The organism is Microbacterium testaceum StLB037 (assembly GCF_000202635.1).
Taxonomy (GTDB): Bacteria; Actinomycetota; Actinomycetes; order Actinomycetales; family Microbacteriaceae; genus Microbacterium; species Microbacterium testaceum_F.
Genome location: NC_015125.1, coordinates 176,800 through 199,151, shown reverse-complemented (window position 1 = coordinate 199,151; position 22,352 = coordinate 176,800). Strand labels below are relative to the sequence as shown.

The following is a 22,352-nucleotide window of genomic DNA, read 5'->3' as shown; positions in this document are numbered from 1 at the left end:
GCAAACCAGATTTACGTCCGCCGATCGTTGAGCCGCGCCAAGATCGCCCGTCACGCTTGGCGCCTCGGATTCACAGTATCGTGGGCGAAGTCGGCGAAACCGACGCGCTTTCCCCGCCGACCGTGAGGCCCATCGCATGCCGCGACTCCGAAGCCGCTGGCTCGTTCCCCTGCTGTCAATGATCGGGGCGATCACGTTCCTCGGCTCCGCGACACCCGCCGCGATGGCCGCCGAGTCCTCCCCGACGCTGAGGGCGACGCTGTCCGCCGAGGAAGGCGCGACGGGAGACACCCTCGCACTCGACCTCGGCGTGACCGGGGCGACCGACCTCTACGCCGCGACGGTGCGCATCGCCTACGACGCCGACCGGGTCGCTCTCGACCCCGGCGCGGTGACCTCGGACTTCCCGGGCATGTTCAGCGTCTCGGGCGTCGAGGGGGCGATCGACTTCACCGTCACGCGTCTGGGGACCTCGAGCGGCCGAACCGGTGATCTTTCCCTGGGGTCGCTGGGCTTCGTCGCGAAGGGGCCGGGCGAGGCGCTCCTTCGTATCGACCAGGTCACGCTCGTCGACTCCGCCCTGGTCGGCACGACCCTCGCGCCGTCGATCGGCCTGACGTACACGGTCGCCTCCTCGCCGTCGACGCCCGAGCCGTCCGCGCCGGGCGAGCAGGCCGTGCCGCCCACCGTCTCGGTGACGGGATACGGCTCGGGTGTGCCGCGCGGCGGGGACACGACTTTCCGCGGTTCGGCTCCGCAGTCGTCCGCGGCCCCGACCGCGACGCCGCCGAGGATCACGGCTTCGTCGCTCACCCCGCGGGTCGGCGAGACGATCACCCTGACGGTCCGCGGACTGACCCCGGATGCCGCCCACCGGGTCGAACTGCACTCCGACCCGCTCCTCTTGGGCGAGGCGACGACGGACGAGGCGGGGTCGTTCCTCCTGGAGGCGACGATCCCCGCCGCCGCGCCGACCGGGGAGCACGAGATCGTCGTCCTGGCGCGGGGGCTCGCGGTGGCGTCGCTCCCGATCACGATCCGCGCGGCGGACGGAGCGACATCCGCTCCCCGAGCCTCGGCCACCCCCTCCGCCGGAGCCGACGGCGACACGCAGGATGCCGCCGCCGACGCGGCGCCGACGTCCGCGGACTCGACCGCAGCCCTCGTGTGGGGGCTCGCCGCGGTCGTCGTCGTGCTCGGGGGCGCCGCGATCGTGCTGATGAGACGTCGGTCCCGCCGTGCCGCGGGCGATCACGGAGGCCGGGCATGAACGCTCCCCGCTCCGCCCCCGCCACGGCCGCGGTGAAAGGAACACCCGTGAGAAGGACGACGATCGGGACCGTGGTGACCGCACTCACCGCGGCCGCGCTGGTGTTCGGGACGGTGGTGCCGGCGCACGCCGACACCGACTCGGTCAGCTACCTCGCCCCGGCGTATCAGCGGGGCGAACTCACCGGCGACGCGAAGGTCGATCGCGACGACCTGTCCGTCCTCATGAGCGCCGTCGGGCGGAAGGTCGGCGACCCCGGGTGGGATGCCGTCGCGCCCGCCGACGCGGATCAGGACGGTGTCATCACGGTCGCCGACGTCGCCGCGCTCTCGAAGCGGTTCGTCTACGACGACGACCCCTTCGACCTGCAGGAGACCGACGTCGTCGCGATCCAGAAGGCGATGACGGCCGGGGTGCTCACCTCCCAGGAGCTGACGGCGCAGTACCTGCGTCGCATCGCCGCCTACGACCGCACGACGGGCCTCGATCCGTTCGAGCCGGACGCGGCGCTCGCGTCCATCATCGCGACCAATCCGACGGCCATGGCCGAAGCGGCGGCCCTCGACGCGGAGCGGGCGGCGACCGGGCCGCGCAGCATCCTGCACGGCATCCCGATCATCGCGAAAGACAACATCAACCTGGCGGGCCTGGCCACCACCGCGGGCTGCGGCTGCCTGGCCGACAATGTCACGTCGACGGATGCCGACGCCATCGAGCGACTGAAAGCGATGGGGGCCATCGTGATCGCGAAGGCCAACCTGTCGGAGTTCGCGCAGCACACCACGGTGTCGGACAGCGCCTACGGCTCGACGAGGAACCCCTTCGGTCTCGCTCTGCCCCCGGGCGGTTCGAGCGGCGGTACCGGCGCATCCATCTCCGCGAACCTCGGGGTCGTCGGTCTCGGCACCGATACCGGCGGCTCGATCCGCGTCCCTGCGTCTACCAACGGGCTCGTCGGCCTGCGTCCGACCACCGGGCTCGTGAGTCGCGAGGGCGTCATCCCGCTCGACGAGTACCGCGACACCATCGGCCCGATGACCCGAAACGTCTCGGACGCGGCTCTCGCCCTGGATGCGCTCGCGGGAACCGACCCCGCCGATCCGATGACGGCCCCCGCGGACGCACACAAGCCCGTGTCCTATGCGCAAGCGCTCGATCCGGAGGCTCTCCGGGGCGCACGCGTCGGGTATCTGTCGGGCTTCGGGTGGGATGAGAAGCAGCCGGGGTCGCTCGCCCTCGTCACCGAGGCGCGCGCCGACCTCGAGACCGCCGGGGCCACGGTCGTCGACATCGGCGAGTACGGCATCGGTCTGGACGGCGTGCACGGGAGTCGGTCCTTCGCGCACGACATGGACATGTACCTGGACACGTTCTACAAGCCGGGGTACACCTTCCTCGATCTGGCGCAGAAGATCATCGACGCGGAGAAGGCCGGCACCCCCCTCTCGAGTTTCCCGGGAGAGACGGTCCGGGAGTGGGCATCGACCACGGCCGCCGAGCGCGAGAAGTTCACCGCCGACTTCCTCGTCTTGCAGCGATCGATGCGGGATCGCGTCGACCAGCTGATGGCGGAGAACGACCTCGATGCGATCGTCTACCCGAGCACCTCGGGGACCGTCGGAACCGCGGGAAGCAACAACATCATCAGCGCTTTCACCGGATATCCCGCGATCACGGTCCCGATGGGGCTCGCTCCGCTCCCGCCGGAGGCGCCCGCGTACGCCGGGTTCCCCGAAGGGCTGGAGTTCCTCGCCGGACCCTACGCCGAGGAAAAGCTCTTCGGTCTCGCCTACGCGTTCGAGCAGCGGACGCATCACCGCCAGGAGCCGCCGCTCTTCCCCGATCTGCCGCCCGCGCCCTGAGGCGAGCCCCGACCGTCGGCGCGGGATCCGTCGCGCTGGCGCGCGATCGATTCAGGATGCCGGGGCTCCTCAGCCCACGCCCGGGAGGTTGCGGAGCTGGCGGGTGTCATCCTGATGACGCGAACCGTCCCGTTCTCCGCGTTTATGCTGGCGTCGTCACGTGCGCGACCGAGCGGGAAGGACCCGGCGGGAGAGAAATGACGACGACGTGGAGCGTGGCGTCCCTCTTCGCCGCGGTGGGGGCGGCCGTCGCAATTCCCGTGGGAGTGCTGTCCGGTCCTCCGAGCGCGGCGTGGGGCGCGTACGTTCTGCTACTGGCGGCCGAGCTTCTCCTTCTCGCGACGATGATCCTCACCCTCGGCCGCGAGGACGCCTTCGAGGGCGTCGAATCCCTTGCCCGGGTCCCCGCGGTGCTCGCCTGGCCGCTGCGCGTCGGCTGTTGGATCGGTGGCCTCGTGGCGAGTCTCGCGACGGTCGTGATGGTCGTCAGCGCACCGAGCACGGAGTACCCGAGCACCGGGTCGCGGGTCGCCCTGTCGCTGATGGCAGCGGTGACGCTGGTCGCCGCGCTGTTCACTGGCGCACGTGTGCCCGGCGTGGCGGTGGGTGTGCTCGCGGCGGTGGCGGGCCTCGTCGTCCTGATCGGCGTGGTTCGCGGGGTGGTCGGGCTGGTCGCCCGGGCTTCGCGGTGACGCGGGACGTCTACCGGCGTTCTGCCGGCGCGAAGGCGGTGCTCGGAGGGCGACCCGCCGCGCGAAACTCCTGAGAATCCGGCTCGCGGTGGCCGCGAGGGGCCGTTCGTCGGTTCGAGGACTCGGAAACTCAGGAGTTTCGCACGCGCCACGCGCCCCGCGCCTTGCGCCTCGCGGCCCCCGCCCCGAGCCCCGCCCGCCCCGACGCCCCGCCGCCCCGAGCGGTACGGCGTCAGTCGACCAGCGCCCCGCCCTCGCGCCAGTACCCGAGGAACGCGACGCGCTCGCGGGGCACGCCGACCTCGCGGACGAGCACGCGTCGGGAGGTCGTGACGACACCCGATTCCCCGGCGAGCCAGGCGACGTCGACGTCGGGCGTGGCCCAGGCGCGCACGGCGTCCTCGGTCTTGCCGCGCCCGACGACCCGCACGTCGACCTGCGGGCTGAGGCCTGCGACGGTGACGTCGTCGGCGTGGTCACCGATCTCGACGATCGCGATACCGCGCGCGGTGGGCGGCAGGGAGAGGGCGATGTTCCGGACGGCGGGGATCGCCGTCTCATCCGCGACGAGGAGGAACGAGGTGTACTCCTCGGGCGGTTGCCAATGGATGCCGTACCCCGTCCACCCGTTCCGGATGTCGGGGCCCGTGATCACGAGCGTCTCGCCCACGCGCGCTCCGCGCGCCCACCGAGAGGCCGGACCGTCGGGGGAGTGCAGGTAGATGTCGACGTCGATCTCGCCGGCCTCGGGGCGGATCGCGGCGGGCGTGTAGGTGCGGAGCACGTTGCGTTCGTCCGGCGGCAGCGCCTTCCACCGGGTGTACCAGGCGGAGGGGTGCGGCGTCGGATCGGCGAGCAGACCGAAGTCGGCGAGCCCGCCGTCCGGCAGAGGCAGCACGAGCTTGATCCGCTGGTCGACGCCCCACGGTGCGAAGTGCTGCAGCGCGTCACCGGCGAAGGTGAGACGCAGGAAGCTCGGCGAGATCATCTCGCGCCGGGCGACGGTGACCGGGAAGGCGCTGTACTCCCACGGACGGGTCCCGGCTCCTGGCATCCGCTCCCCGCTCACGCGTCGAGCTCCGCCGCCGCCTCGGCGGCCCGAGCCGCGAACGCCCCACCCCGCAGCGGCACGACCAGCGGCCCGCCCGTCACCGGATCGTCGATCACGACGTTGGGGAGGCCGTAGACCTCCTCGACGCGCTCGGTCGTGATGACCTCGCGCGGGGCGCCCTCGGCGACGATGCGGCCGTCGCGCATCGCGATGATGTGGCTCGCGTACCGGGCGGCGTGGTTGAGGTCGTGCAACACCGCGACGACCGTGCGCCCGCGCGCGTTGAGCTCGGCGAACAGCTCCATCAGCTCGACCTGGTGCGCGACGTCGAGGTAGGTCGTCGGTTCGTCGAGGAGCAGCAGGTCGGTCTGCTGAGCGAGCACCATCGCGACCCAGACGCGCTGACGTTGCCCACCCGACAGGGCATCGACCGGGCGAGTGGAGAGGTCGGCGGTGCCCGTGGCATCCAGAGCCTCCTTCACCGCGATCTCGTCGGCGCTCGACCACTGGCGCAGGAGCGACTGGTGCGGGTAGCGGCCGCGGCCGACGAGGTCGGCGACGGTGATGCCGTCGGGGGCGAGGGCTGTCTGCGGAAGGAGTCCGAGGCGGCGCGCCACCTCTTTCGCGGGGTAGCTCGAGATGTCACGGCCGTCGAGCACCACGCTCCCGGCGGCCGGTGCGAGCAAGCGCGACAGTCCGCGCAGGAGCGTCGATTTGCCGCAGGCGTTGGGACCGATGATCACGGTGAACGAACCGGGCGGTACGGCGACGCTCAGCTCGGGGACGACCGTGGTGCCGTCGTACGCGAGCGAGACGGAGCGGGCTTCGAGGCGGGAGGGGTCAGACACGGCGGCGGATCTCCGTAACGATCATGACGATGAGATAGGCGCCGCCCACCGAGACGGTGACGACGCCGACGGGGAGGGTCACCGGCAGCAGGTGCTGCGCGACGGCGTCCGAGCCCAGGAGCAGCAGGGCCCCGACGAGCGCCGACAGCGCGAGCGAGAGTGACGGCGTGCGGGCGAGCCGCCGCGCGATCTGCGGGGCGGCGAGGGCGACGAACGCGATGGGACCGGCGATCGCGGTGGCCGCGGCCACCAGCACGACACCGGCGAGGAGCGCGAGCGTGCGCACGAGGTGCGGGCGCACGCCCGAGGCGGCGGCCATGTCGTCACCGAGCTCCAGTTGGCGCAGCGCCCGCACCAGCGCGAAGGCGCCGAGGGCGAAGGGCGCGGCGCACAGCAGTACCCCGCCGAGGGCCTCGCCGGTCACGCCGTTGAGCGTCCCGTGCCCCCAAGCCGACGCGAACATCGCGGTCTCGAGCTCGACCTGCAGCAGCATCCACGTGTTGAGCGAGGCGAGCATCGCCGAGACGCCGATGCCCACGACGATGAGCCGGAAGCCCTGGACGCCCCCGCGATACGACAGGAACCAGATGACGACGGATGCCACGAGGCATCCGATCAGCGCTCCCACCGCCCGCGCCGGCCACGACGCCGAGACGAGCACGAGCGTCAGCAGCATGCCGGTGAAGGCGCCGTTCGACAGCCCCAGGATGTCGGGACTCGCGAGCGGGTTGCGCGTCACCGTCTGGAACAGGGCCCCGGCGATCGCCAGCAGCGCGCCCAGGGTGACGGCGGCGAGCACGCGGGGGAGACGCCAGCCGACGACCACGGTGGTGTCGAGGGCGTCGCCCGCTCCGAGGAGGGCGCGGACGACGGCATCCGGAGCCACCGGATACGTGCCCCAGCCGAGCGAGAGCACCGCGAGCACGACGACGGCTGCGAGCACCGCCGCCCCGACGACGATGCTCCGCAGCCGCACCGGCAGCGCGCCGAGGTGCACCCGGCGGTATCCCACGTCGACGGCCGTCACAGGGTGCTCGCTCTCCGCCGCCGCGCGAGCGCGATGAGGACGGGCGCGCCGACGAACGCGGTCACGATCCCCGCGGGCACCTCGGCGGGGGCGATGATCACGCGACCGAGCACGTCGGCCAGCAGCACGACGATGGGCGCGGCGAGGGCGCTGAGGGGGAGGATGCGGCGCTGATCGGGTCCGACGATCCACCGCACGACGTGCGGCACCATGAGACCGACGAACGACAGGGGCCCGACGAGGGCGGTCGCCGCTGCCGCGAGGACGGTGATCGCGGCGATGGATGCCACCCGTACTGCGCCGACGGGAATGCCCTGCGCGCGGGCGAGGTCGTCGCCGAGCGCGAGGGCGTTGAGGGGGCGCCCGAGCACGAACGCCACCGCGAGGCCCGCCGCGATGAACGGCACGACCGGGAGGACGATGTCGAGCCCGCGTCCCAGCAGCGATCCGGCGTTCCATCCGCGCATGAGGTCGAAGGCGTCGGGGTTGCTCAGCATCATGCCCGAGGTGATGCCCGAGAGCACCGCGCCGACGGCGACGCCCGCGAGCGTGAGGCGGATCGGATCGGCCGGTCCCCGGCCCGACGAACCGACCAGGGCGACGGCGACGGTCACGACCAGCGCCCCGAGGAACGCCGGCCAGATGAGCAGGAGAGAGCTCTGGATGCCGAACAGCGCCACCGTGAGGGCGACGGCGAACGCGGCCCCGGCGTTGACGCCGAGGATGCCGGGGTCGGCGAGCGGGTTGCGCGAGAACGCCTGCATGAGGGCCCCGGCGACCCCGAGTGCGGCTCCGGCGACGACCCCCGCGATCGTGCGGGGGACGCGGAGCCCCAGGACCACGAAGTCGGTGTCGGGTGTGCCCGCCCCGGTGAGCGACGCCCACACCGCGTGCCAGGGGAGGGGGTTCGCGCCGATCATGAGCGAGAGGGCGACGGACACGGCGAGGACCGCCACCAGCACGAGAGTGCCGATGGCGGTCCGACCGATCCGTGGGGATCCGGGTGCCGTGTCCGACACCCGCGGGGGGACGACCGAGGTCATTTCCCCGATGCGAGGAAGGTCTCGATGTCGTCCAGCACCGACTGTGCGCCCTTCGGTCCGACACCGGCGACCCACGTGCTCGTGTCGACGAGGGTCACGACCGGGAACGCGGCGGCGTTCTGCGAGATCGCCGCGGGAACGGTGGAGGGGTCGTTCACGTCGGCGGTGGTGACGAACACGGCGTCCGCCGTCGCGCTCGCGATGTTCTCGGGCGAGATGTCGGCCTGCAGGCCGTCTTCCCAGGCGTGGTCGGGGATCGTGTAGCCGACGCACTCGAGCAGGCTGCCGGCGAACGAGACCGGGCCGTACAGGCTCAGCGTCGTCTCGTCGCGCGGGCGGATCATCTCGGCGGTCTTCCCGGCGAGGTCGTGCGCGGCCTTGATCTCGTCGCAGCGCTGGTCCACGGCATCCACGGCCTTCTTCACGTCGTCCTCGCGGCCGAGGGCGTCGCCGATGAGCGCGGCGTTGTCGCGCCACGGGTCGGCCTGCGTGGCGATGAACACCGTCGGGGCGATCGCGCTGAGCTGGTCGTACAGAGCGGAGTGGCGCGATTCGGTGCCGAGGATGAGGTCGGGCTTGAGCGCGGCGATCGCCTCGAGGTCGGGCTCGCTCACCGTGCCGACGGGGGTGACGCCCTCGACGCCGAGGTAGCTCGGCACGCCGTTCACCATGTTCGCCACGGCCGCGCCCACCGGGGTGATGCCGACCGACACCGCGGTGTCGAGTTCGAGCGGCTCGAGGGTGACGACGCGCTGCGGCGCGGTCGAGACGGCGGTCGTCCCGCGGGCATGCGTCACCTCGTGGGTCGACGCCGAGCTCTCGGCGAGAGACGCGTCGGCTCCACCGGCGCAGCCGGAAAGGGCGAGCGCGAGACCGGTGGCCGCGGCGAGGAGGGCGAGGCGCCGGGAGGAACGGTGTGAGGGCATGGCGAGATGTCCTTTCGGATGGGGGATGCCGGGAGCTGAAGCTTAGGCAAGGGTTACCTTAGCAAGCACCCTCGGCCGCGAAACGACATCGAGCGCCCCGGGGGCGAATCCGCGTCGGTGGTCAGGGCCCGCATTCCCCGAGCGGAATGCGATACGGTTCGGCGGAGGGAGGGAGCAGGTTGCGATGAAGAAGATCCTGATGAGAAGACTTTCCGACGGCCGCGCCCATATTCCGCTCGCGGGGGACGCGCGGCGTCTTTCCGTGGTGCAAGGGGTGACGATCGCGATCGCCGCGGGCCTCGTCCTGATCGTCGCGGTCGCCGATGATCTCGGCATCCGTCTCTTGTTCGGTGCGTTCTCGCTGCTCCTCGTCGCGATCGCCGCTTACGTCGGGTGCCTGCGCCGACTGCTCGAGACCGGGGTCGTCCGCATCGACACGCGCGGTCCGGGCCTGCGCTTCCGGCCCCCGGTATGGCCGACCGCGTTCCTCGTCGCGATCCTCCTGCTGCTGGCCCTGCCGGCGGTCGCCGTCGTCGTCATCGGGGACGCGGGCGAGGCCCTCAGTCCGCGCCGCTCTCCGCTCCTTCTCCCGGTGTTCTCGGCGATCTGTCTGGCGGTGATGATCTGGAGGCTGCGCGTTCCCGCGGGACTGCGGCTCACGGTCGACGGCATCCGGGGGATCCGTGCGCGCGGCGACCTCGCGTGGTCGTGGGACGAGGTGGGCGAGGTCGGCGTCGACGGACCGCCGGCAGCGCTCACGTTGACGATGAAGGACGGGTACGTCCCTGTCACCGCGTCGATGCGGTACCTCGGCTCCGATCCGAATCAGGTCGCCGCGATCGTCCGCTTCTTCCGCGACCATCCCGAGGAGCGGGCGATCCTCGCGCGGGGCGGTCAGGCCGCGCTGGATCGCGCGGCGGACGCCCTGCGCCCGCTCGACTAAACGCGGGGCGCTACGGCCCGGGACGCTAGGGCCCGGGACGCTGCGCCCGGGACGCTACGGGCCGGGACGCCACTCGCGGGCGCTACGCCCGGAGCGCTACCCGCGGGCGCTACGCCCGGGGCGCTACGCCCGCGGCGCCTCCCGCAGCATCTGCTTCAGCTCGGCGATCTCTCCGCGCAGCGCCTCGACCTGCGTCTCGGTGGCGGCCGACGCCTCCTCGGCTTCGACCGAGACGCGCTGCACGATCCACGAGGCGAGGGTCGCCGTGACCACGCCGATCAGCGCGATCCCGCCCACCATGAGGCCCACCGCGACGATGCGTCCGGTCACCGTGACGGGGTAGTAGTCGCCGTAGCCCACGGTCGTGATGGTCTCGAACGCCCACCACACGGCGTCGCCGAAGGTCGAGATGGGTCCGCCGCTGCGCTGTTCGGCGTCGTACACGGCCAGCGCGGCGACGAACACCGTCAGGGCTGTCGCTCCGATGGTGAACAGCGCCACGCGTCCGCGCAGCATCGTTCCGGTATTGCGCTGGATGAGCGCGATGATCGTGAAGAACCGCATGAGCCGGAGGGGGCGGAACACCGGGAGGGCGACGATCGCGAGGTCGAGCAGGTGCCGCCAGAACCACCTCCACCGGTGTTCGGCGATCGCCAGGCGCACGACGTAGTCGAGCAGGAAGAGCGCCCACGTCGCTTTCAGCACCACCTCGGCCACGGTCTCGACGACGCCCTCCGGCGTGGCGAGGATCTGGGCCGCGTACGCGGCGAGGAAGAGGAGCGCCGCGATGACCAGCGGCCACTCCACCGTCCTCTCCCAACGAGCGAGTCGTTCTCCGTACATGCAGCGATTATGGCCGGAACGCGGATGCCGCGCGCGAGGGCGAGCGGCCGAATCGCCGGGCGCACGGCATCCGGTGCTCAGTACACGATGACCGGCTTGACCGTCCGCCCGTGGTGCATGTCGTCGATGGCCTGGGCGATGTCGTCGAGGGCGTACTGCCGCTCGAGCTTCTCCAGCGGCAGGCGTCCCTCGGCGTGCAGGGCGACCAGGCGCGGGATCAGCTCGCGCGGATCCGCGTCGCCCATCGTCACTCCCCGGAGGATCTTCCCGGTGAGGATGCCCTGGATGTCGACCGGGATCTCGGTTCCGGGCGGGGGCGCGCCGCACACGAGCACCGTTCCGCGCGCGGCGGCGGCGTCGAGGGCCGAGCGTGCGACGCCCGGGTGACCCGTCGTGTCGAAGCTCAGCGTGACCCCGCGTCCGTCGGTCAGCTCGGCCAGACGCGCGGCGACGTCCTCGTGCGCGGCGTCGATCGTGTCCGTCGCCCCGAGCTCTCGAGCGAGGTCGAGACGCGAGGCCACCCGGTCGATCGCGATGAGGCGCGCGGGCGCCCGGGTCGCTGCGGCCATGACGGCCGAGAGCCCGACCGCTCCGGTGCCGTACACCGCGACCACGTCGGAGGGACCGGGGTCGAGCACGTTCCACATCGAGCCGAATCCCGTCAGCACCCCGCAGCCGAGCGGGGCGAGCACGGCGAGGTCGGCGTCGTCGGCGACGCGCACGAGGGAGCGCTCGTCGGCGATCGCGTACGTCCCGAACGAGGACTGCCCGAAGAAGTGCGCCGCGACCGGCTCCCCGTCGCGGGCGATTCCGCCCGAGTCCGCCTCGCGGATACCGCCGAGGAGATTCCGCGGCAGCCACGTCTCGCAGTACGCGGGATGCGCGCCGGCGCAGGCTGCGCACGCCCCGCACGAGGTGAAGCTCAGGAGCACGGCATCCCCGGGGCTCACCCCGCGCACACCCGGCCCGACGCTCTCGACGCGCCCGGCCCCCTCGTGCCCGATGATCCCCGGGGTGGGGAACGGGATGCCGCCGGCCAGCACCCCGAGATCGGTGTGGCAGAGGCCGGTCGCCGTCAGGCGCACGAGCACCTCGCCGTGGCCGGGTTCGGCGTAGTCGACGTCGGCGACCGAGATCGTTCGGGTCCCGAGGGCTGCGCCGTCCCGGCCCTCCTCGACGATCGCCGCTCGTCCCGCGGTCACTGCGCACCGCCGAGGTCGAACACGATCGAGTGGGCCTTCTGGTACGACTGCAGGGCTTCCGGCCCGCCCTCGCGCCCCCAGCCGGAGGCCTTCACCCCGCCGAACGGTACGGCCGGATCGAGGATCGCCCATCCGTTCACCCAGGTGATGCCGGCCCGCAGACGCCCGGCGATGCGATGCGCCCGGGCGAGATCGGCGGTCTGGATGCCGCTGGCGAGACCGTACTTCGTGCCGTTCGCGAGGGCGATGGCCTCGTCCTCGGTGTCGAAGGGCTGCACGGTGAGGACCGGGCCGAACACCTCGTCCACGACGACCTCGGCGTCGGGATCGAGGTCGGCGAGGACAGTGGGGGCGTAGTAGAACCCGCCGTCGCGCTCGACGGCGTGCCCGCCCGTCACGACCCGCGCGCCCGCGGCGCGCGCCCGGTCGACCATCGCGGTGACCTTGTCGAGCTGGGTGCGACTGGCGACCGGTCCGATCACGGTGGCCGGGTCGTCGATGTCGCCGAACGGCACGTGCGGCACGGCATCCTTCAGGATGCCGAGCACCACCCCGTAGATCGGACGCTCCACCAGCAGACGCGGTCCCGCCATGCAGAACTGCCCCGCGTTGAACACGAACGCCGAGATGACGGTGTGGATCGCGCGGTCGAGGTCGGCGTCGGCGAAGAGGATGTTCGCCGCGTTGCCGCCGAGCTCCGCGGTGAAGGGCTTGAGCGTCCGACCGGCGAGGGCTGCCGCGTGCGCGCCGATCTCGGTCGAGCCCGTGAACGCGACCTTGTCGACGTCGGGGTGCGAGACGAGGTGGTCGCCGAGCGTCGACCCCGGGCCGGTGACGACGTTGAACACGCCGTCGGGGACGCCGGCGTCGCGCAGCAGTTCCGCCATGAGCAGGGCGCTCAACGGGGTGTCGCTCGCCGGCTTGTGCACCACGGTGTTGCCCGCGACGAGGGCGGGGGCGATCTTCGTGCTCGACAGGATCAGCGGGAAGTTGAACGGCGTGATCGCAGCGACCACCCCGAGCGGTTCGTTCCGGACGTACGCGTGGGCGTCGGCGGCGATCTCGCGCACGTCGCCGTCGAGGCGGTGGCCGAGGGCAGCGTAGTACTCGTAGAGCTCGGCGGCGTTGTTGACGTCGACGACGCGGGCGAAGGTGATGGGCTTGCCGACGTCGAGGCTCTCGGCGGCCGCGAGCTCTTCGCTGCGCTCCCGCATGAGGGCGTACGCGCGCTGCAGGATGCGGGCACGCTCGCGGCTCGACATCCGCGGCCAGGGTCCCTCGTCGAACGCGCGGCGCGCGGCGGCGACGGCGGCGTCGACGTCGGCGGTCGTGCCGCGGGCGACGTCGGTGATCTTCTCGCCGGTGGACGGGGCGATGACGTCCATGCGGCCGCCGTCCGTGGCATCCGCCCACCGTCCGTCGATGAACAGGCGGCCGGGGGCGGTCGTGACCGTGAGGCTCATCGCGCCACCTCCGCCGGGGTGATGATGTCGGCGAGGACGCCGGCGAACCACACGGGGTCGTCTTCGAAGGGGGTGTGGCCCGTGTCGACGCGGACGACGTCGGCTCCCGAGCGCGCGACGAAGTGCTCCTGAAGGGGCGGCGGTACTAGCTCGTCGCGCTCGGTGAGGACGTACGTCGTCGGCTTCGTGCGCCACGCGACCTTCGTGACCGGTGAGGTGAACGCCGTGAGCGACTGGGGGCGGAACGTGTCGGCGAGCTGCTCCGCGAGCGCGACGGGCACGCCCGGGGGGAGGTCGGCCGCGATCATCGCGACCCGCTCCTCGCGGGACTTCCCGAGCGAGACCATCCCGTCCGAGATTCCCCAGAAGTCCGGGATGCCACCGCCCACCGCCTGCTGGAGGGTCTCGCCCTCGTCCAGGGCGAAGGCCGCGACGTAGACGATCCGCTCGACCGCGGGGTGGTCGCCGGCCTGCGTGGTCGGGGCTCCACCGTAGGAGTGGGCGACGAGGTTCAGCGGCCCCTCGGCCGCGTCGAGCGCGGCGGTGATCGCGGCGGCGTCGGCGTAAAGGTCCGCCGTGCTGTCGATGCTGGGCAGGGCCACGGTGTCGACGGCGAAGCCACGTTCCCCCAGCTGGGCGGCGAGGCGGTCGAACACCCACGGGCCCGACCAAGCGCCGTGGACCAGAAGGATGCGGGGAGGGGAAGGGGTCATGCGTGGGCTCCTCGAACGGGGACGACCTCGGCGTCGTCTTCGCCAGTGTCGGTCGCGCTCCGGCGGGGCGGTATCCGTAGGACTACCGAACGCGGAACTCCGGTCCCTTCGCGTGAGGTGGCTGAGCGTGTCGAAGCCTCCGGTCCCTTCGACGGGCTCAGGGACCTGGGGTGCGGTGGGGGTGGCTGAGCGTGTGGAAGCCTGCGGTCCCTTCGACGGGCTCAGGGACCTGGGGCGCGGTGGAGGTGGCTGAGCGTGTCGAAGCCTCCGGGCGCTCTACGGCACGCTCACCAGCGTCGACCGGTACCAGGCCGCGATCTGCGCCCGTGAGGTGAAGCCGAGCTTGGCGAGGATCCGCTGCACGTGGGTGTCGACCGTTCGCACCGAGAGCACGAGCCGTTCGGCGATCTCGCGATTGCTGAGTCCCTCGTGCACCCCGGCGGCCACCTCGCTCTCGCGGGCGCTGAGTCCCGCGGCGGGGCGGCCGGGAGCGCCCGCGAACGCGGCGGCCTCGGCGGGGGAGAGACGCTCACCGACGGCCGAGAGGCGTTGGAACGCCTCCTCGCCGAGGCGCTGGCGGACGACCGCGACGCAGCGATCGTGCTGCGCGAGCATCTGCGGTCCGTGCACGGCGATACCGGAGTCGATGCGCCGCCACCAGCTGCGCGCGGCGCCGAGCAGGACCGCGGTGCGCTCGGTGGGGGAGCGCGCCGCGTCGATCCAGCTGAGCAGCTCGAGCACGAGGCAGTCGCCGACCGGGTCGTCGATCCCTTCCTCCATCGCGAGGGCGTCGCGCGCGTGGCGCTCGGCGTCATCGAGCTCGCCGGCGGCGTAGAGCGCGAGCCCGATGGCCCAGAGCGAGAGCGACCGGATCCACCGCTCGCCGATCTCGATGGCGAGATGCTGCGCGTCCCGCGCGGGCTCGAGGGTGTCGGGCAGCTCGCTCTGCACGAGGGCCACCGTGAGCTGGAACTGCGCGAGCAGGGCCTCCTCGGGGCGACCGAGGGAGCGGGCGAGCCGGATCGATCGGCTCAGTTCCTCGCGGGCGAGGTCGCTTTCGCCCGCGAAGAGCGCGCGCGTCCCGCTCCAGCGGCGCAGTTCCACTTCGCCCCGCTCCTGGTCGGCCGGCGGCAGCGAGGGCAGGAGCGCCCGCGCTTCGTCGAGGTGCCCCCGGGCCTCGTCGAGGGCACCCTGCAGGACGCAGATCCACGCCGCGACGAGCAGCGCGGGTGTCCGGGATGCCGCGGACGCAGCGGGCAGACGAAGGAGCCGACGCGTCCACCGGCGTCCCTCCGACAGGAACCCGCCCACCGCCCAGTGGTAGCGGAGGTCGGCGAACAGCTCGAGGGCGACGTCGGTGTCGGTCGCCGCGGCCGTGCGCAGGGCGGCATCCAATTCGGCACGGTCGGCACGTTGGCCGGCGAGGATCCGTCTCTGGGCGGGGCCGTACCAGTGGGTGCGCGCGAGGCGCGCAAGGCCGCGGTAGTACTCGAGGTGACGGCGCACCAGGTCGTGCTGTTCCCCAGACTCCTCGGCGCGGTCGCGCCCATAGCCGCGGATCGTCTCGAGCAGGTGAAAACGTCCGGAGTCGCGGTCGGCCTCGACGAGCGACTGGTCGATCAGCTGCTCGAGGGTCTCGACGGTCACGGCCTCGTCCCCGCCGGCGACGGCGGCCGCCGCGGGAAGGTCGAACGGACCGGCGAACACGCTGAGCGCCGCCCACAAAGCTCGCTCGGGCGGGGTGCACAACTCGTAGCTCCAGTCGACGACCGCGCGCAGGGTCCGCTGCCGCGAGACCGGGGCTCGCGAGCCGGCCCGCAGCAGGGTGAAACGCTGCGAGAGGCGGCGGGCGAGATCGGACACCGAGAGGGTGCGCAGGCGGCCGGCGGCGAGTTCGATGGCCAGGGGCAGGCCGTCGAGCGCGAGGCAGAGCTGCTCCGCGACGGCGACCTCGGCGGGGGCGAGGGTGAAGCCCGCATCCGCGGCGCGGGCGCGTGCGAGCAAGAGCTCGACCGCTTCGGCGGGCTCACCGCCCGCGGCCTCGGTCCCGAGAGGGGGGACGGGGAAGACCTGCTCTCCGTCGACGTCGAGACGCCGGCGGCTGGTGGCCACGATGGTCACGTTCGGGAGGGCGTCGAGCAGCTCGTCGACCACGGACGCCGCAGCGTCGATGACGTGCTCGCAATTGTCGAGGACGAGCAGCGCGGTCTCGTCGCTCAGGACGTCGACGACGAACTCGAGCGGGTCGCGGGCCGACAGATCGCCGAAGGGGAGCGACTGGGCGATCGCGGCGACGACGCGCCGCGGGTCGCTCACCGCGTCGAGCCCGACGAAGTACACGGTCGTCGAGGTCCGCCGCGCGTGGGCATTGGCGAGCCGCATCGCGAGGCGAGTCTTGCCCACTCCGCCCACGCCGGTGAGCGTGATGAGGCGGGTGCGCTCGAGCGCGTCCGCGAGTGCGTCCAGCTCGCGCCGACGACCGACGAACTCGCTGCGGGGCTCTCTGATCACGGGGAGCTTCCTTGCGTCCGGGAGTTCTCATTATCCGTCGACGTTCGATTCACCGGAATGCTTTCCCCGCGGATTACGTGATTTCACGGATAGACGGGACCGTCGTCGTCCCCCGAACAATGGCGCCTGACGTTCAACGACGAACCAGGAGAAGTCCATGCGCAGAACCGTCCCCGTGGTCGCCACAGCAGCCCTCGTCCTCGCCCTCACCGCCTGTTCGGGAGGAGGGTCCACCGCTTCGGGCAACGGGTCCGGGCCGGTGAAGATCGGCATGGTGGTGCCGCTCACCGGCTTCCTCTCCGCTTTGGGCCAGGGCGACAAGGAGGCGGCGGAGCGCGTCGTCGCCGACATCAATTCCGCGGGCGGCATCGACGGCCGTCAGGTCGAGCTGACCGTCGTCGACGACAAGGCCGACGTGACCGAGTCGGTGAAGCAGTTCAACCAGTTGGCATCCGATCCCTCGTACTCGGCGATGCTCGCGAGCAGCTTCGTCTCGGCAGCGACCGCCGTGGGCAGCACCGCGCAGTCCGCGAGAATCCCCACGATCGCCCTCGGCCCGGTCGACGCGTTCGCCGACGGCAGCAATCCGTACGCTTTCACCTCGCCGCCGATCCCGGCGGTGTACGCGCGGGCGCTGGTCGACTACTGGGTCAGCCAGGGTGTGAAGACCCTCGCGATCGGCTACACCGGCGGCGACCTCTACGGCACCAACGGCGACAAGGCGACCGCGGAATACGCGAAGGAAGCCGGCATCGACGTCGTGCTCGACGAGTCGTACGACCAGACCGCGACCGACTTCACGCCGCTGATCACGAAGGTCGTGTCTGCCAAGCCCGACGCGTTCGTCGTCTGGGGCGCGGGACCCGCACCCGTCATCATCACGAAGCAGATCGCCGGCAAGGGCATCGCGACCTACTTCACCGGCGCCGAGGCGTCCGACCTGTACCTCCAGCCCGCGGGAGACGCGGCGGAGGGCGTCAAGGCGGCCGCGACCATCGCCCTCGGGGGCGACGCGCTGCCCGGCGGCGCGTACAAGACCAAGGTCATGGCGGTCGCGAAGCCGTGGATGGATGCCAACAACGGGGCCTACCCGCCCGAGTTCGCGTTCGGCGGGGCATCGGGCATCGAGCTCCTCGCCGCGGCGATCGACGCGGCCGACTCGACGGACCGGCAGAAGATCCGCGACGCGCTCGAGAAGACCGACCTGCTGACCTCGAACGGTCACTACTCCTACAGCCCGACCGACCACATGGGCCTCGACGCGACCTCGCTCGCGATCTTCGAGGCGAAGGGTGGCAAGTGGGTTCCGACCGACGCCGCGACGAAGCAGTTCGCGACCGAGCTTCCGCAGTGAACACGATCGAACCCGCCGAAAGCCCTTCCGCCGGGCTCGAGCTCGCGGGACTCTCGCGCCGGTTCGGCGGGGTCTACGCCAACCGCGACATCTCGTTCCGGATCGCCCCGGGCGAGCTCCGCGGGGTCATCGGGCCGAACGGGGCGGGCAAGTCCACCCTCTTCGGCCTGATCAGCGGACACGTCCGCGCGCAGGAGGGCGTCATCCGCCTCGACGGACAGCGCATCGATCGGCTGCCGCCGCACCGTCGCGCGCAGCGCGGGATCGCGATCGTCTTCCAGGGCGCGCGCCTGTTCCCGGGCATGACCGTGCTCGAGAACGTCGCCGTCGGGGCGCACGCGCGCACCCGGTCGGGGGCTCTCGACGCGGCGGTGCGCTCTCCCCGCCACCGCCGGGAGGAGAGGGAGATCATCGCGGATGCCGAGGAGGCCCTCGCCCGCGTGGGGCTCGCCGAGTGGGCCGGTCGGGGCGCCGAGCAGCTCCCGCTCGGTCAGCAGCGTCGGCTGCAGGTCGCGCGAGCTCTCACGGCGCGTCCCCGGGTCCTGCTCCTGGACGAGCCGGCCTCGGGTCTGCGCACCGACGAGCGCGACGACCTCCGCGGTCTCATCCGCGAGCTGCACGACGACGGCACGACGATCCTGCTCATCGAGCACGATGTGGCGATGGTCACGGCCCTCGCCGACCGCATCGCCGTGCTCGATCTCGGCCGGCTCATCGCGGAGGGGACACCGGACGAGATCCGGCGCGATCCCGCCGTGATCGCCGCCTACCTCGGAAGCGAGGCCGCCGCATGATGCTCGAGGTGAACGACCTCGTCGTGCGCTACGGCTCGGCGACGGCGCTCGACGGGGTTTCGCTACGGGTCGACGCGGGTGAGCTCGTCGCGCTGGTCGGACCGAACGGTGCCGGCAAGACCTCGCTCGTCAACGCCGTCAGCGGCCTCGTGCGTCCGGCATCCGGAACCGTCCGTGTGGAGGAAACCGTCGCCCAGGTGCCCGAGGGACGCCAGATGTTCGGAGACCTGAGCGTCGACGACAACCTGCGCCTCGGTGCGTGGCGACGACGGTCTCGGCGGACGGATGCCGTGTACGAGCTGCTGCCCGATCTTCAGCGCCTGCGCCGCCAACGCGCCGACACGCTCTCCGGCGGTCAGCAGCAGATGGTCGCGGTGGGCCGGGCACTGATGGCGGAGCCCGATCTCCTCGTCGTCGACGAGCTGTCGCTCGGACTCGCCCCGCTCATCGCCGCCGACCTCGTGCGCCACCTCGCCGCCCTCAACGCCGATCGCGGTACCGCCGTGCTGCTCATCGAGCAGGAGGTGGGGCTCGCGTTCGGCCTGTGCTCTCGGGCGTACGTGCTGGATGCCGGTCGCATCGTCGCCGAGGGGCCGACCGCAGAACTCGCCGCCGCCCCCGAGGTGCGCGCCGCCTATCTCGGCGGTTTCGACGAACAGGAGAACCCCTCGTGAATCACCCGCTGACCACCGGGGGCCGAGGCGGCGACCGCGTCGCCTCCCCGTCGCTCTCTTCCCCGTCCACCCGTCAGGACTCCCTCTCGTGAGCGATCTCGCCACCTATCTGCTCAGCGGTCTCGCCCTCGCGGGGTCGTTCGCCCTCGTGGGCAGCGGCATCGTCGTCGTCTACCGCGTGACCCACGTGCTGAACTTCGCGCAGGGCTCGTTCGTCGTCTTCGGCGCCTTCCTCTCGCAGACGTTCCGGCAGTTGGGGCTCCCGCCCGGACTCTCCGAGCTCGCGGCCGTGGTCGTCGTCGGTCTCATCGGGTTGGTCGTGGGGGCCGTCGCGATCGGCAAGCCCGGCACGCACCCGATGACCTCCCTGCTGATCACGCTGGGGATGTCGCTGGTCGCCGCGGCCGCGATCATCGCGGTCTGGGGGCAGAACCCCGTGTCTCCCGCCGGGATCGGTGGCACGGTCCAGCTGTTCGGCGCCGAGATCGAGACCCAGCGCCTCGTGACCCTCGCGGTCGCCGTGGCGACGCTCGGCGCCATGAGCCTGCTGTTCACGCGCACCGACATCGGGCGCGCGCTCACCGCCGCGGCATCCAATCCCCGGGCTGCCCGACTCGTCGGAATCGACACCCGGGCGATGGGCCTGCTCTCGTTCACGATCGCCGGCGTGCTCGGCGGTCTCGCCGGAGTGCTGATCGCGCCGACGACCGCGGTGTCGGTGACCTCCGACCTGCCGTTCGTGCTCAGCGCGCTCGCCGCCGCGGTGTTCGGGGGCCTGCGGAGTCCGTGGATGACGTTCGTCGGCGCCCTCGTCCTGGGGGTGACCGGTCAGCTCGTCGCGGGCTACGCGAACGGCTCGTACCAGACCCAGATCGCGCTCATCATGATGCTCGCCATCATGATCGCCCGATCGCGTTCCTTCACCGCCGAGGAGGCGAAATGACCCGCATCGTCATCGCGGTGGCGGCGGTCGTCGCCGCCATCGCTCCGCTGCTGCTGACCGACCAGACGTTCTTCGTGCAGACCGCGCTCACCGCGCTCGTCGTCACCGGACTGTCGCTCTTCATGGGCTACGCCGGTCAGGCGTCGCTCGGCCAGGGGGCCTTCGTCGCGGTGGGCGGACTCACCGTCGCGGTCGGGACCGTGACCCTCGGCATCCCTCCGCTCCTCGCGCTCATCGTCGCTCCCGTCCTCGGGGCGCTGGTGGCCGCGCTCGTGGGCTGGCCGCTCCTGCGGCTGCGCGGGCACTACCTCGCGTTCGGCTCGCTCGCGGTGCTGCTGATCATCCAGACGGTCATGGCCACCGCCCCGCTGTTCGGCGCGGGCGTCGGGATCTTCGGCATCCCTCCGCTCTCGGTTGCCGGGTTCGTCGTGCCCGATCAGCGCGTGTACTCGTACGTCGCGCTGGCCGCGCTCGCGGCGGCGCTCGTGGTGTGCCACAACCTCGTGCGGTCGCGGTTCGGTCGGGGGATCCGCGCTCTCGCCGGGAGCGAGTCGGCGGCGGCGTCGAGCGGGGTGCCGATCCTGCGCAGCAAGCTCACGGTGTTCGCGGTGGCGGGTGGATTCGCGGGCTTCGCGGGAGCGCTGGGGGCGTTCTTCACCCCGTACGTGAGCCAGGACACGTACCCGCCGTTCGCCTCGTTCGGCTACGTCGTGATGGCCGTGGTCGGCGGGCTCGGGTCGGTGTGGGGCGGGGTCGTGGGAACCCTCGCGTTGAGCCTCTGGCTGCAGGTGCTGAGCGCGTTGAGCGCGACGCCCGGCATGCCGGCGGCCGCGGGGCCGATCCTGCAGTACGCGGGATACGGGATCGTGCTGGTGGTCTTCCTGCTATTCGTGCCGCGGGGGATCGTGCCGACGCTCGCGGGGCTCCGGGGGAAACGGCGCGCCGCGCCCGCGATGGCGGTAACGCGGGGCTGACCGGGGGCGAGGCTCCGGCTCGGGCTCGGGCGGCGGCTCCGGCTCCGGCGGCGGCTCCGGCTGGGGGCGGCGGCTATGGCTCGGGCGGCGACGGCGGCGGGTGGTGCAGGAGGTGGCGCGCTGAGCCTCTCGTTCAGGACTCGCGCGTGCCTGACCCCAGCCGCTGCAGCATCCGTGCCGCGAGGAACCGGGCGCGACCGCGCGGGGTGAGCGGGTCGTAGCCGAGCTGTCGGGTCCAGGTCTCGTGGCGTGACTGCAAGCTGCTGTGGTGCAGCGAGAGGCGCGTCGCCGCCGCGCGGATGCTCTCGGAGTCCACGACGACGTCGAGCGCTTCGAGCGTCCGCGCGTCGAGAGCGTCGAGCACTTCGAGATCCGGATGCCGCGGACCCGACGGATCGACGGCGCGAGCCAGCTCGATGAGAACGCCGAGCTCGCCCGCGTCGACCACGCGGTGCCGCTCGTCGGCCAGCCGCAGGGCGAGGCGGGCATCGGCGCAGGCACGGGGGAGGTCGTCGAGGTCGCGCGCGAGGCTCGTGCCGGCCGGTCCGTCGGGTGGGACGACCTCGCCGAGCCCGATCCAGACGGCGCCGTCGGCGGTGGCGAGGACGGTGGATGCCGTCGTCACGTGCCGCGAGTGCGGCGGCGCGGCGACCACCCGGACCTCCCCGTCGAGGCGGAGGCGATGCGCGGCCGCCTCGCGGTCGACGCGCGAGACGCCGGCATCGATGACGCGCTCGACCGCACTGGTGGTCGGGTCGGCGCGCGCGGTGATGATCGCGAGGGCGACCTGCGCGCGGTCGACGATCATGGCGTCGTTGAGGGCCGCTCCGGTGTCGCGCTGGAGCCAGACGCTCGGGGCGTCCGTGTCGGGGAGGGACGGGGGCGGGGTCGGCGTGGTACGCGCCCCGTCGGCGTCGATACCGACGAGGCGACCGCGCACGCGGGCACCCGCGGTCGTACCGCCGAGGATCGCCGCCGCCCGCACCACCGCCTCGACCCCCGCGCCGCCGGCGATCAGGGAGTCGAAGTACTCGATGATCTTCACCGACTCGCTCGCGGCGGGGTCGAGGACTTTCAGGCGTCCCGCGAGTTCCTGCATGGCGTCACCCCTTCGTCCCGCGCGGCCGTGTCGCACACAGCATAGGGCGGGGTGTTTCCCGGGCGCGGGCGGGCGGCGGACCCGCGGCGCACGTGTCGCGGATGCCCGGCGCGGGCGTGC

The 22,352-nt window shown here is 72.2% G+C and carries 20 protein-coding genes; 9 read left to right on the top strand and 11 right to left on the bottom strand.

Translation table 11 applies throughout. The annotated features are described in order from the left end of the window. The first annotated feature begins 136 nt into the window (after window positions 1-136). From MTES_RS00950 to MTES_RS00940, 3 genes are all read left to right on the top strand, one after another. On the top strand, window positions 137-1,270 hold the full coding sequence (locus MTES_RS00950; RefSeq protein WP_013583286.1) for a cohesin domain-containing protein: 1,134 nt from the start codon (window positions 137-139) through the stop codon (window positions 1,268-1,270). Between the two features lie 47 nt (window positions 1,271-1,317). Then, complete coding sequence (locus tag MTES_RS00945) at window positions 1,318-3,132, top strand: amidase family protein (RefSeq protein WP_148272779.1); 1,815 nt, start codon at window positions 1,318-1,320, stop codon at window positions 3,130-3,132. Between the two features lie 197 nt (window positions 3,133-3,329). Beyond that, entirely contained in the window at window positions 3,330-3,824 is a 495-nt protein-coding gene (locus MTES_RS00940; protein WP_043360843.1) for a hypothetical protein, read from the top strand. A 232-nt stretch (window positions 3,825-4,056) separates the two neighbouring features. On the opposite strand, the gene MTES_RS00935 is transcribed toward MTES_RS00940, so the two are convergent. Genes MTES_RS00935 through MTES_RS00915 form a run of 5 tightly spaced genes read right to left on the bottom strand, consistent with a single transcriptional unit; the run spans window position 4,057 to window position 8,719 of the window. Then, window positions 4,057-4,878: a siderophore-interacting protein gene (locus MTES_RS00935; protein ID WP_043360840.1), complete on the bottom strand. Its 822-nt coding sequence runs from the start codon at window positions 4,876-4,878 to the stop codon at window positions 4,057-4,059. An 11-nt stretch (window positions 4,879-4,889) separates the two neighbouring features. After that, window positions 4,890-5,723 (bottom strand): ABC transporter ATP-binding protein, encoded by an 834-nt coding sequence (locus tag MTES_RS00930; protein WP_013583282.1) that lies wholly within the window; start codon window positions 5,721-5,723, stop codon window positions 4,890-4,892. Continuing rightward, complete coding sequence (locus MTES_RS00925; protein WP_013583281.1) at window positions 5,716-6,750, bottom strand: FecCD family ABC transporter permease; 1,035 nt, start codon at window positions 6,748-6,750, stop codon at window positions 5,716-5,718. The genes MTES_RS00930 and MTES_RS00925 overlap by 8 nt, the downstream gene beginning before the upstream one ends. Next, complete coding sequence (locus MTES_RS00920; RefSeq protein WP_013583280.1) at window positions 6,747-7,793, bottom strand: FecCD family ABC transporter permease; 1,047 nt, start codon at window positions 7,791-7,793, stop codon at window positions 6,747-6,749. The genes MTES_RS00925 and MTES_RS00920 overlap by 4 nt, the downstream gene beginning before the upstream one ends. Further along, the gene (locus MTES_RS00915; protein WP_013583279.1) at window positions 7,790-8,719 is read right to left on the bottom strand and encodes an ABC transporter substrate-binding protein; all 930 of its coding nucleotides are present in this window, start codon (window positions 8,717-8,719) and stop codon (window positions 7,790-7,792) included. The genes MTES_RS00920 and MTES_RS00915 overlap by 4 nt, the downstream gene beginning before the upstream one ends. 199 nt (window positions 8,720-8,918) lie before the next feature. Here MTES_RS00915 and MTES_RS00910 point away from each other — a divergent pair, with 199 nt between their 5' ends. After that, window positions 8,919-9,662 carry a hypothetical protein gene (locus MTES_RS00910; protein ID WP_148272778.1) on the top strand — a complete coding sequence of 248 codons (744 nt, stop codon included), beginning with the start codon at window positions 8,919-8,921 and terminating at the stop codon, window positions 9,660-9,662. Between the two features lie 123 nt (window positions 9,663-9,785). Here the strand turns inward: MTES_RS00910 and MTES_RS00905 are convergent, their stop codons facing one another. From MTES_RS00905 to MTES_RS00885, 5 genes are all read right to left on the bottom strand, one after another. Continuing rightward, window positions 9,786-10,505, bottom strand: coding sequence for a potassium channel family protein (locus tag MTES_RS00905; protein ID WP_043360836.1), 720 nt, complete (start codon window positions 10,503-10,505; stop codon window positions 9,786-9,788). A gap of 77 nt (window positions 10,506-10,582) precedes the next feature. Next, on the bottom strand, window positions 10,583-11,707 hold the full coding sequence (locus MTES_RS00900; RefSeq protein ID WP_013583276.1) for an NAD(P)-dependent alcohol dehydrogenase: 1,125 nt from the start codon (window positions 11,705-11,707) through the stop codon (window positions 10,583-10,585). Next, window positions 11,704-13,170, bottom strand: a complete 1,467-nt coding sequence (locus MTES_RS19770; RefSeq protein WP_013583275.1) for an aldehyde dehydrogenase family protein — start codon at window positions 13,168-13,170, stop codon at window positions 11,704-11,706. The genes MTES_RS00900 and MTES_RS19770 overlap by 4 nt, the downstream gene beginning before the upstream one ends. Next, window positions 13,167-13,883 (bottom strand): alpha/beta hydrolase, encoded by a 717-nt coding sequence (locus MTES_RS18270; protein WP_013583274.1) that lies wholly within the window; start codon window positions 13,881-13,883, stop codon window positions 13,167-13,169. The genes MTES_RS19770 and MTES_RS18270 overlap by 4 nt, the downstream gene beginning before the upstream one ends. Window positions 13,884-14,159: 276 nt before the next feature. Next, complete coding sequence (locus tag MTES_RS00885) at window positions 14,160-16,394, bottom strand: ATP-binding protein (protein ID WP_013583273.1); 2,235 nt, start codon at window positions 16,392-16,394, stop codon at window positions 14,160-14,162. A gap of 157 nt (window positions 16,395-16,551) precedes the next feature. On the opposite strand from MTES_RS00885, the gene MTES_RS00880 reads away from it, so the two are divergent. The 5 genes from MTES_RS00880 to MTES_RS00860 all read left to right on the top strand — a co-directional run bounded on the left by MTES_RS00880 (window position 16,552) and on the right by MTES_RS00860 (window position 21,133). Beyond that, window positions 16,552-17,748 carry an ABC transporter substrate-binding protein gene (locus tag MTES_RS00880; protein ID WP_013583272.1) on the top strand — a complete coding sequence of 399 codons (1,197 nt, stop codon included), beginning with the start codon at window positions 16,552-16,554 and terminating at the stop codon, window positions 17,746-17,748. Next, the gene (locus MTES_RS00875) at window positions 17,745-18,542 is read left to right on the top strand and encodes an ABC transporter ATP-binding protein (RefSeq protein ID WP_013583271.1); all 798 of its coding nucleotides are present in this window, start codon (window positions 17,745-17,747) and stop codon (window positions 18,540-18,542) included. The genes MTES_RS00880 and MTES_RS00875 overlap by 4 nt, the downstream gene beginning before the upstream one ends. Beyond that, complete coding sequence (locus tag MTES_RS00870; RefSeq protein ID WP_013583270.1) at window positions 18,539-19,216, top strand: ABC transporter ATP-binding protein; 678 nt, start codon at window positions 18,539-18,541, stop codon at window positions 19,214-19,216. The genes MTES_RS00875 and MTES_RS00870 overlap by 4 nt, the downstream gene beginning before the upstream one ends. A gap of 88 nt (window positions 19,217-19,304) precedes the next feature. Continuing rightward, window positions 19,305-20,159 carry a branched-chain amino acid ABC transporter permease gene (locus tag MTES_RS00865; protein WP_013583269.1) on the top strand — a complete coding sequence of 285 codons (855 nt, stop codon included), beginning with the start codon at window positions 19,305-19,307 and terminating at the stop codon, window positions 20,157-20,159. After that, window positions 20,156-21,133, top strand: coding sequence for a branched-chain amino acid ABC transporter permease (locus tag MTES_RS00860; RefSeq protein WP_013583268.1), 978 nt, complete (start codon window positions 20,156-20,158; stop codon window positions 21,131-21,133). The genes MTES_RS00865 and MTES_RS00860 overlap by 4 nt, the downstream gene beginning before the upstream one ends. A gap of 133 nt (window positions 21,134-21,266) precedes the next feature. Here MTES_RS00860 and MTES_RS00855 read toward each other — a convergent pair whose 3' ends face one another. Beyond that, window positions 21,267-22,232: a polyketide synthase gene (locus MTES_RS00855; RefSeq protein WP_013583267.1), complete on the bottom strand. Its 966-nt coding sequence runs from the start codon at window positions 22,230-22,232 to the stop codon at window positions 21,267-21,269. Window positions 22,233-22,352 lie beyond the last annotated feature (120 nt).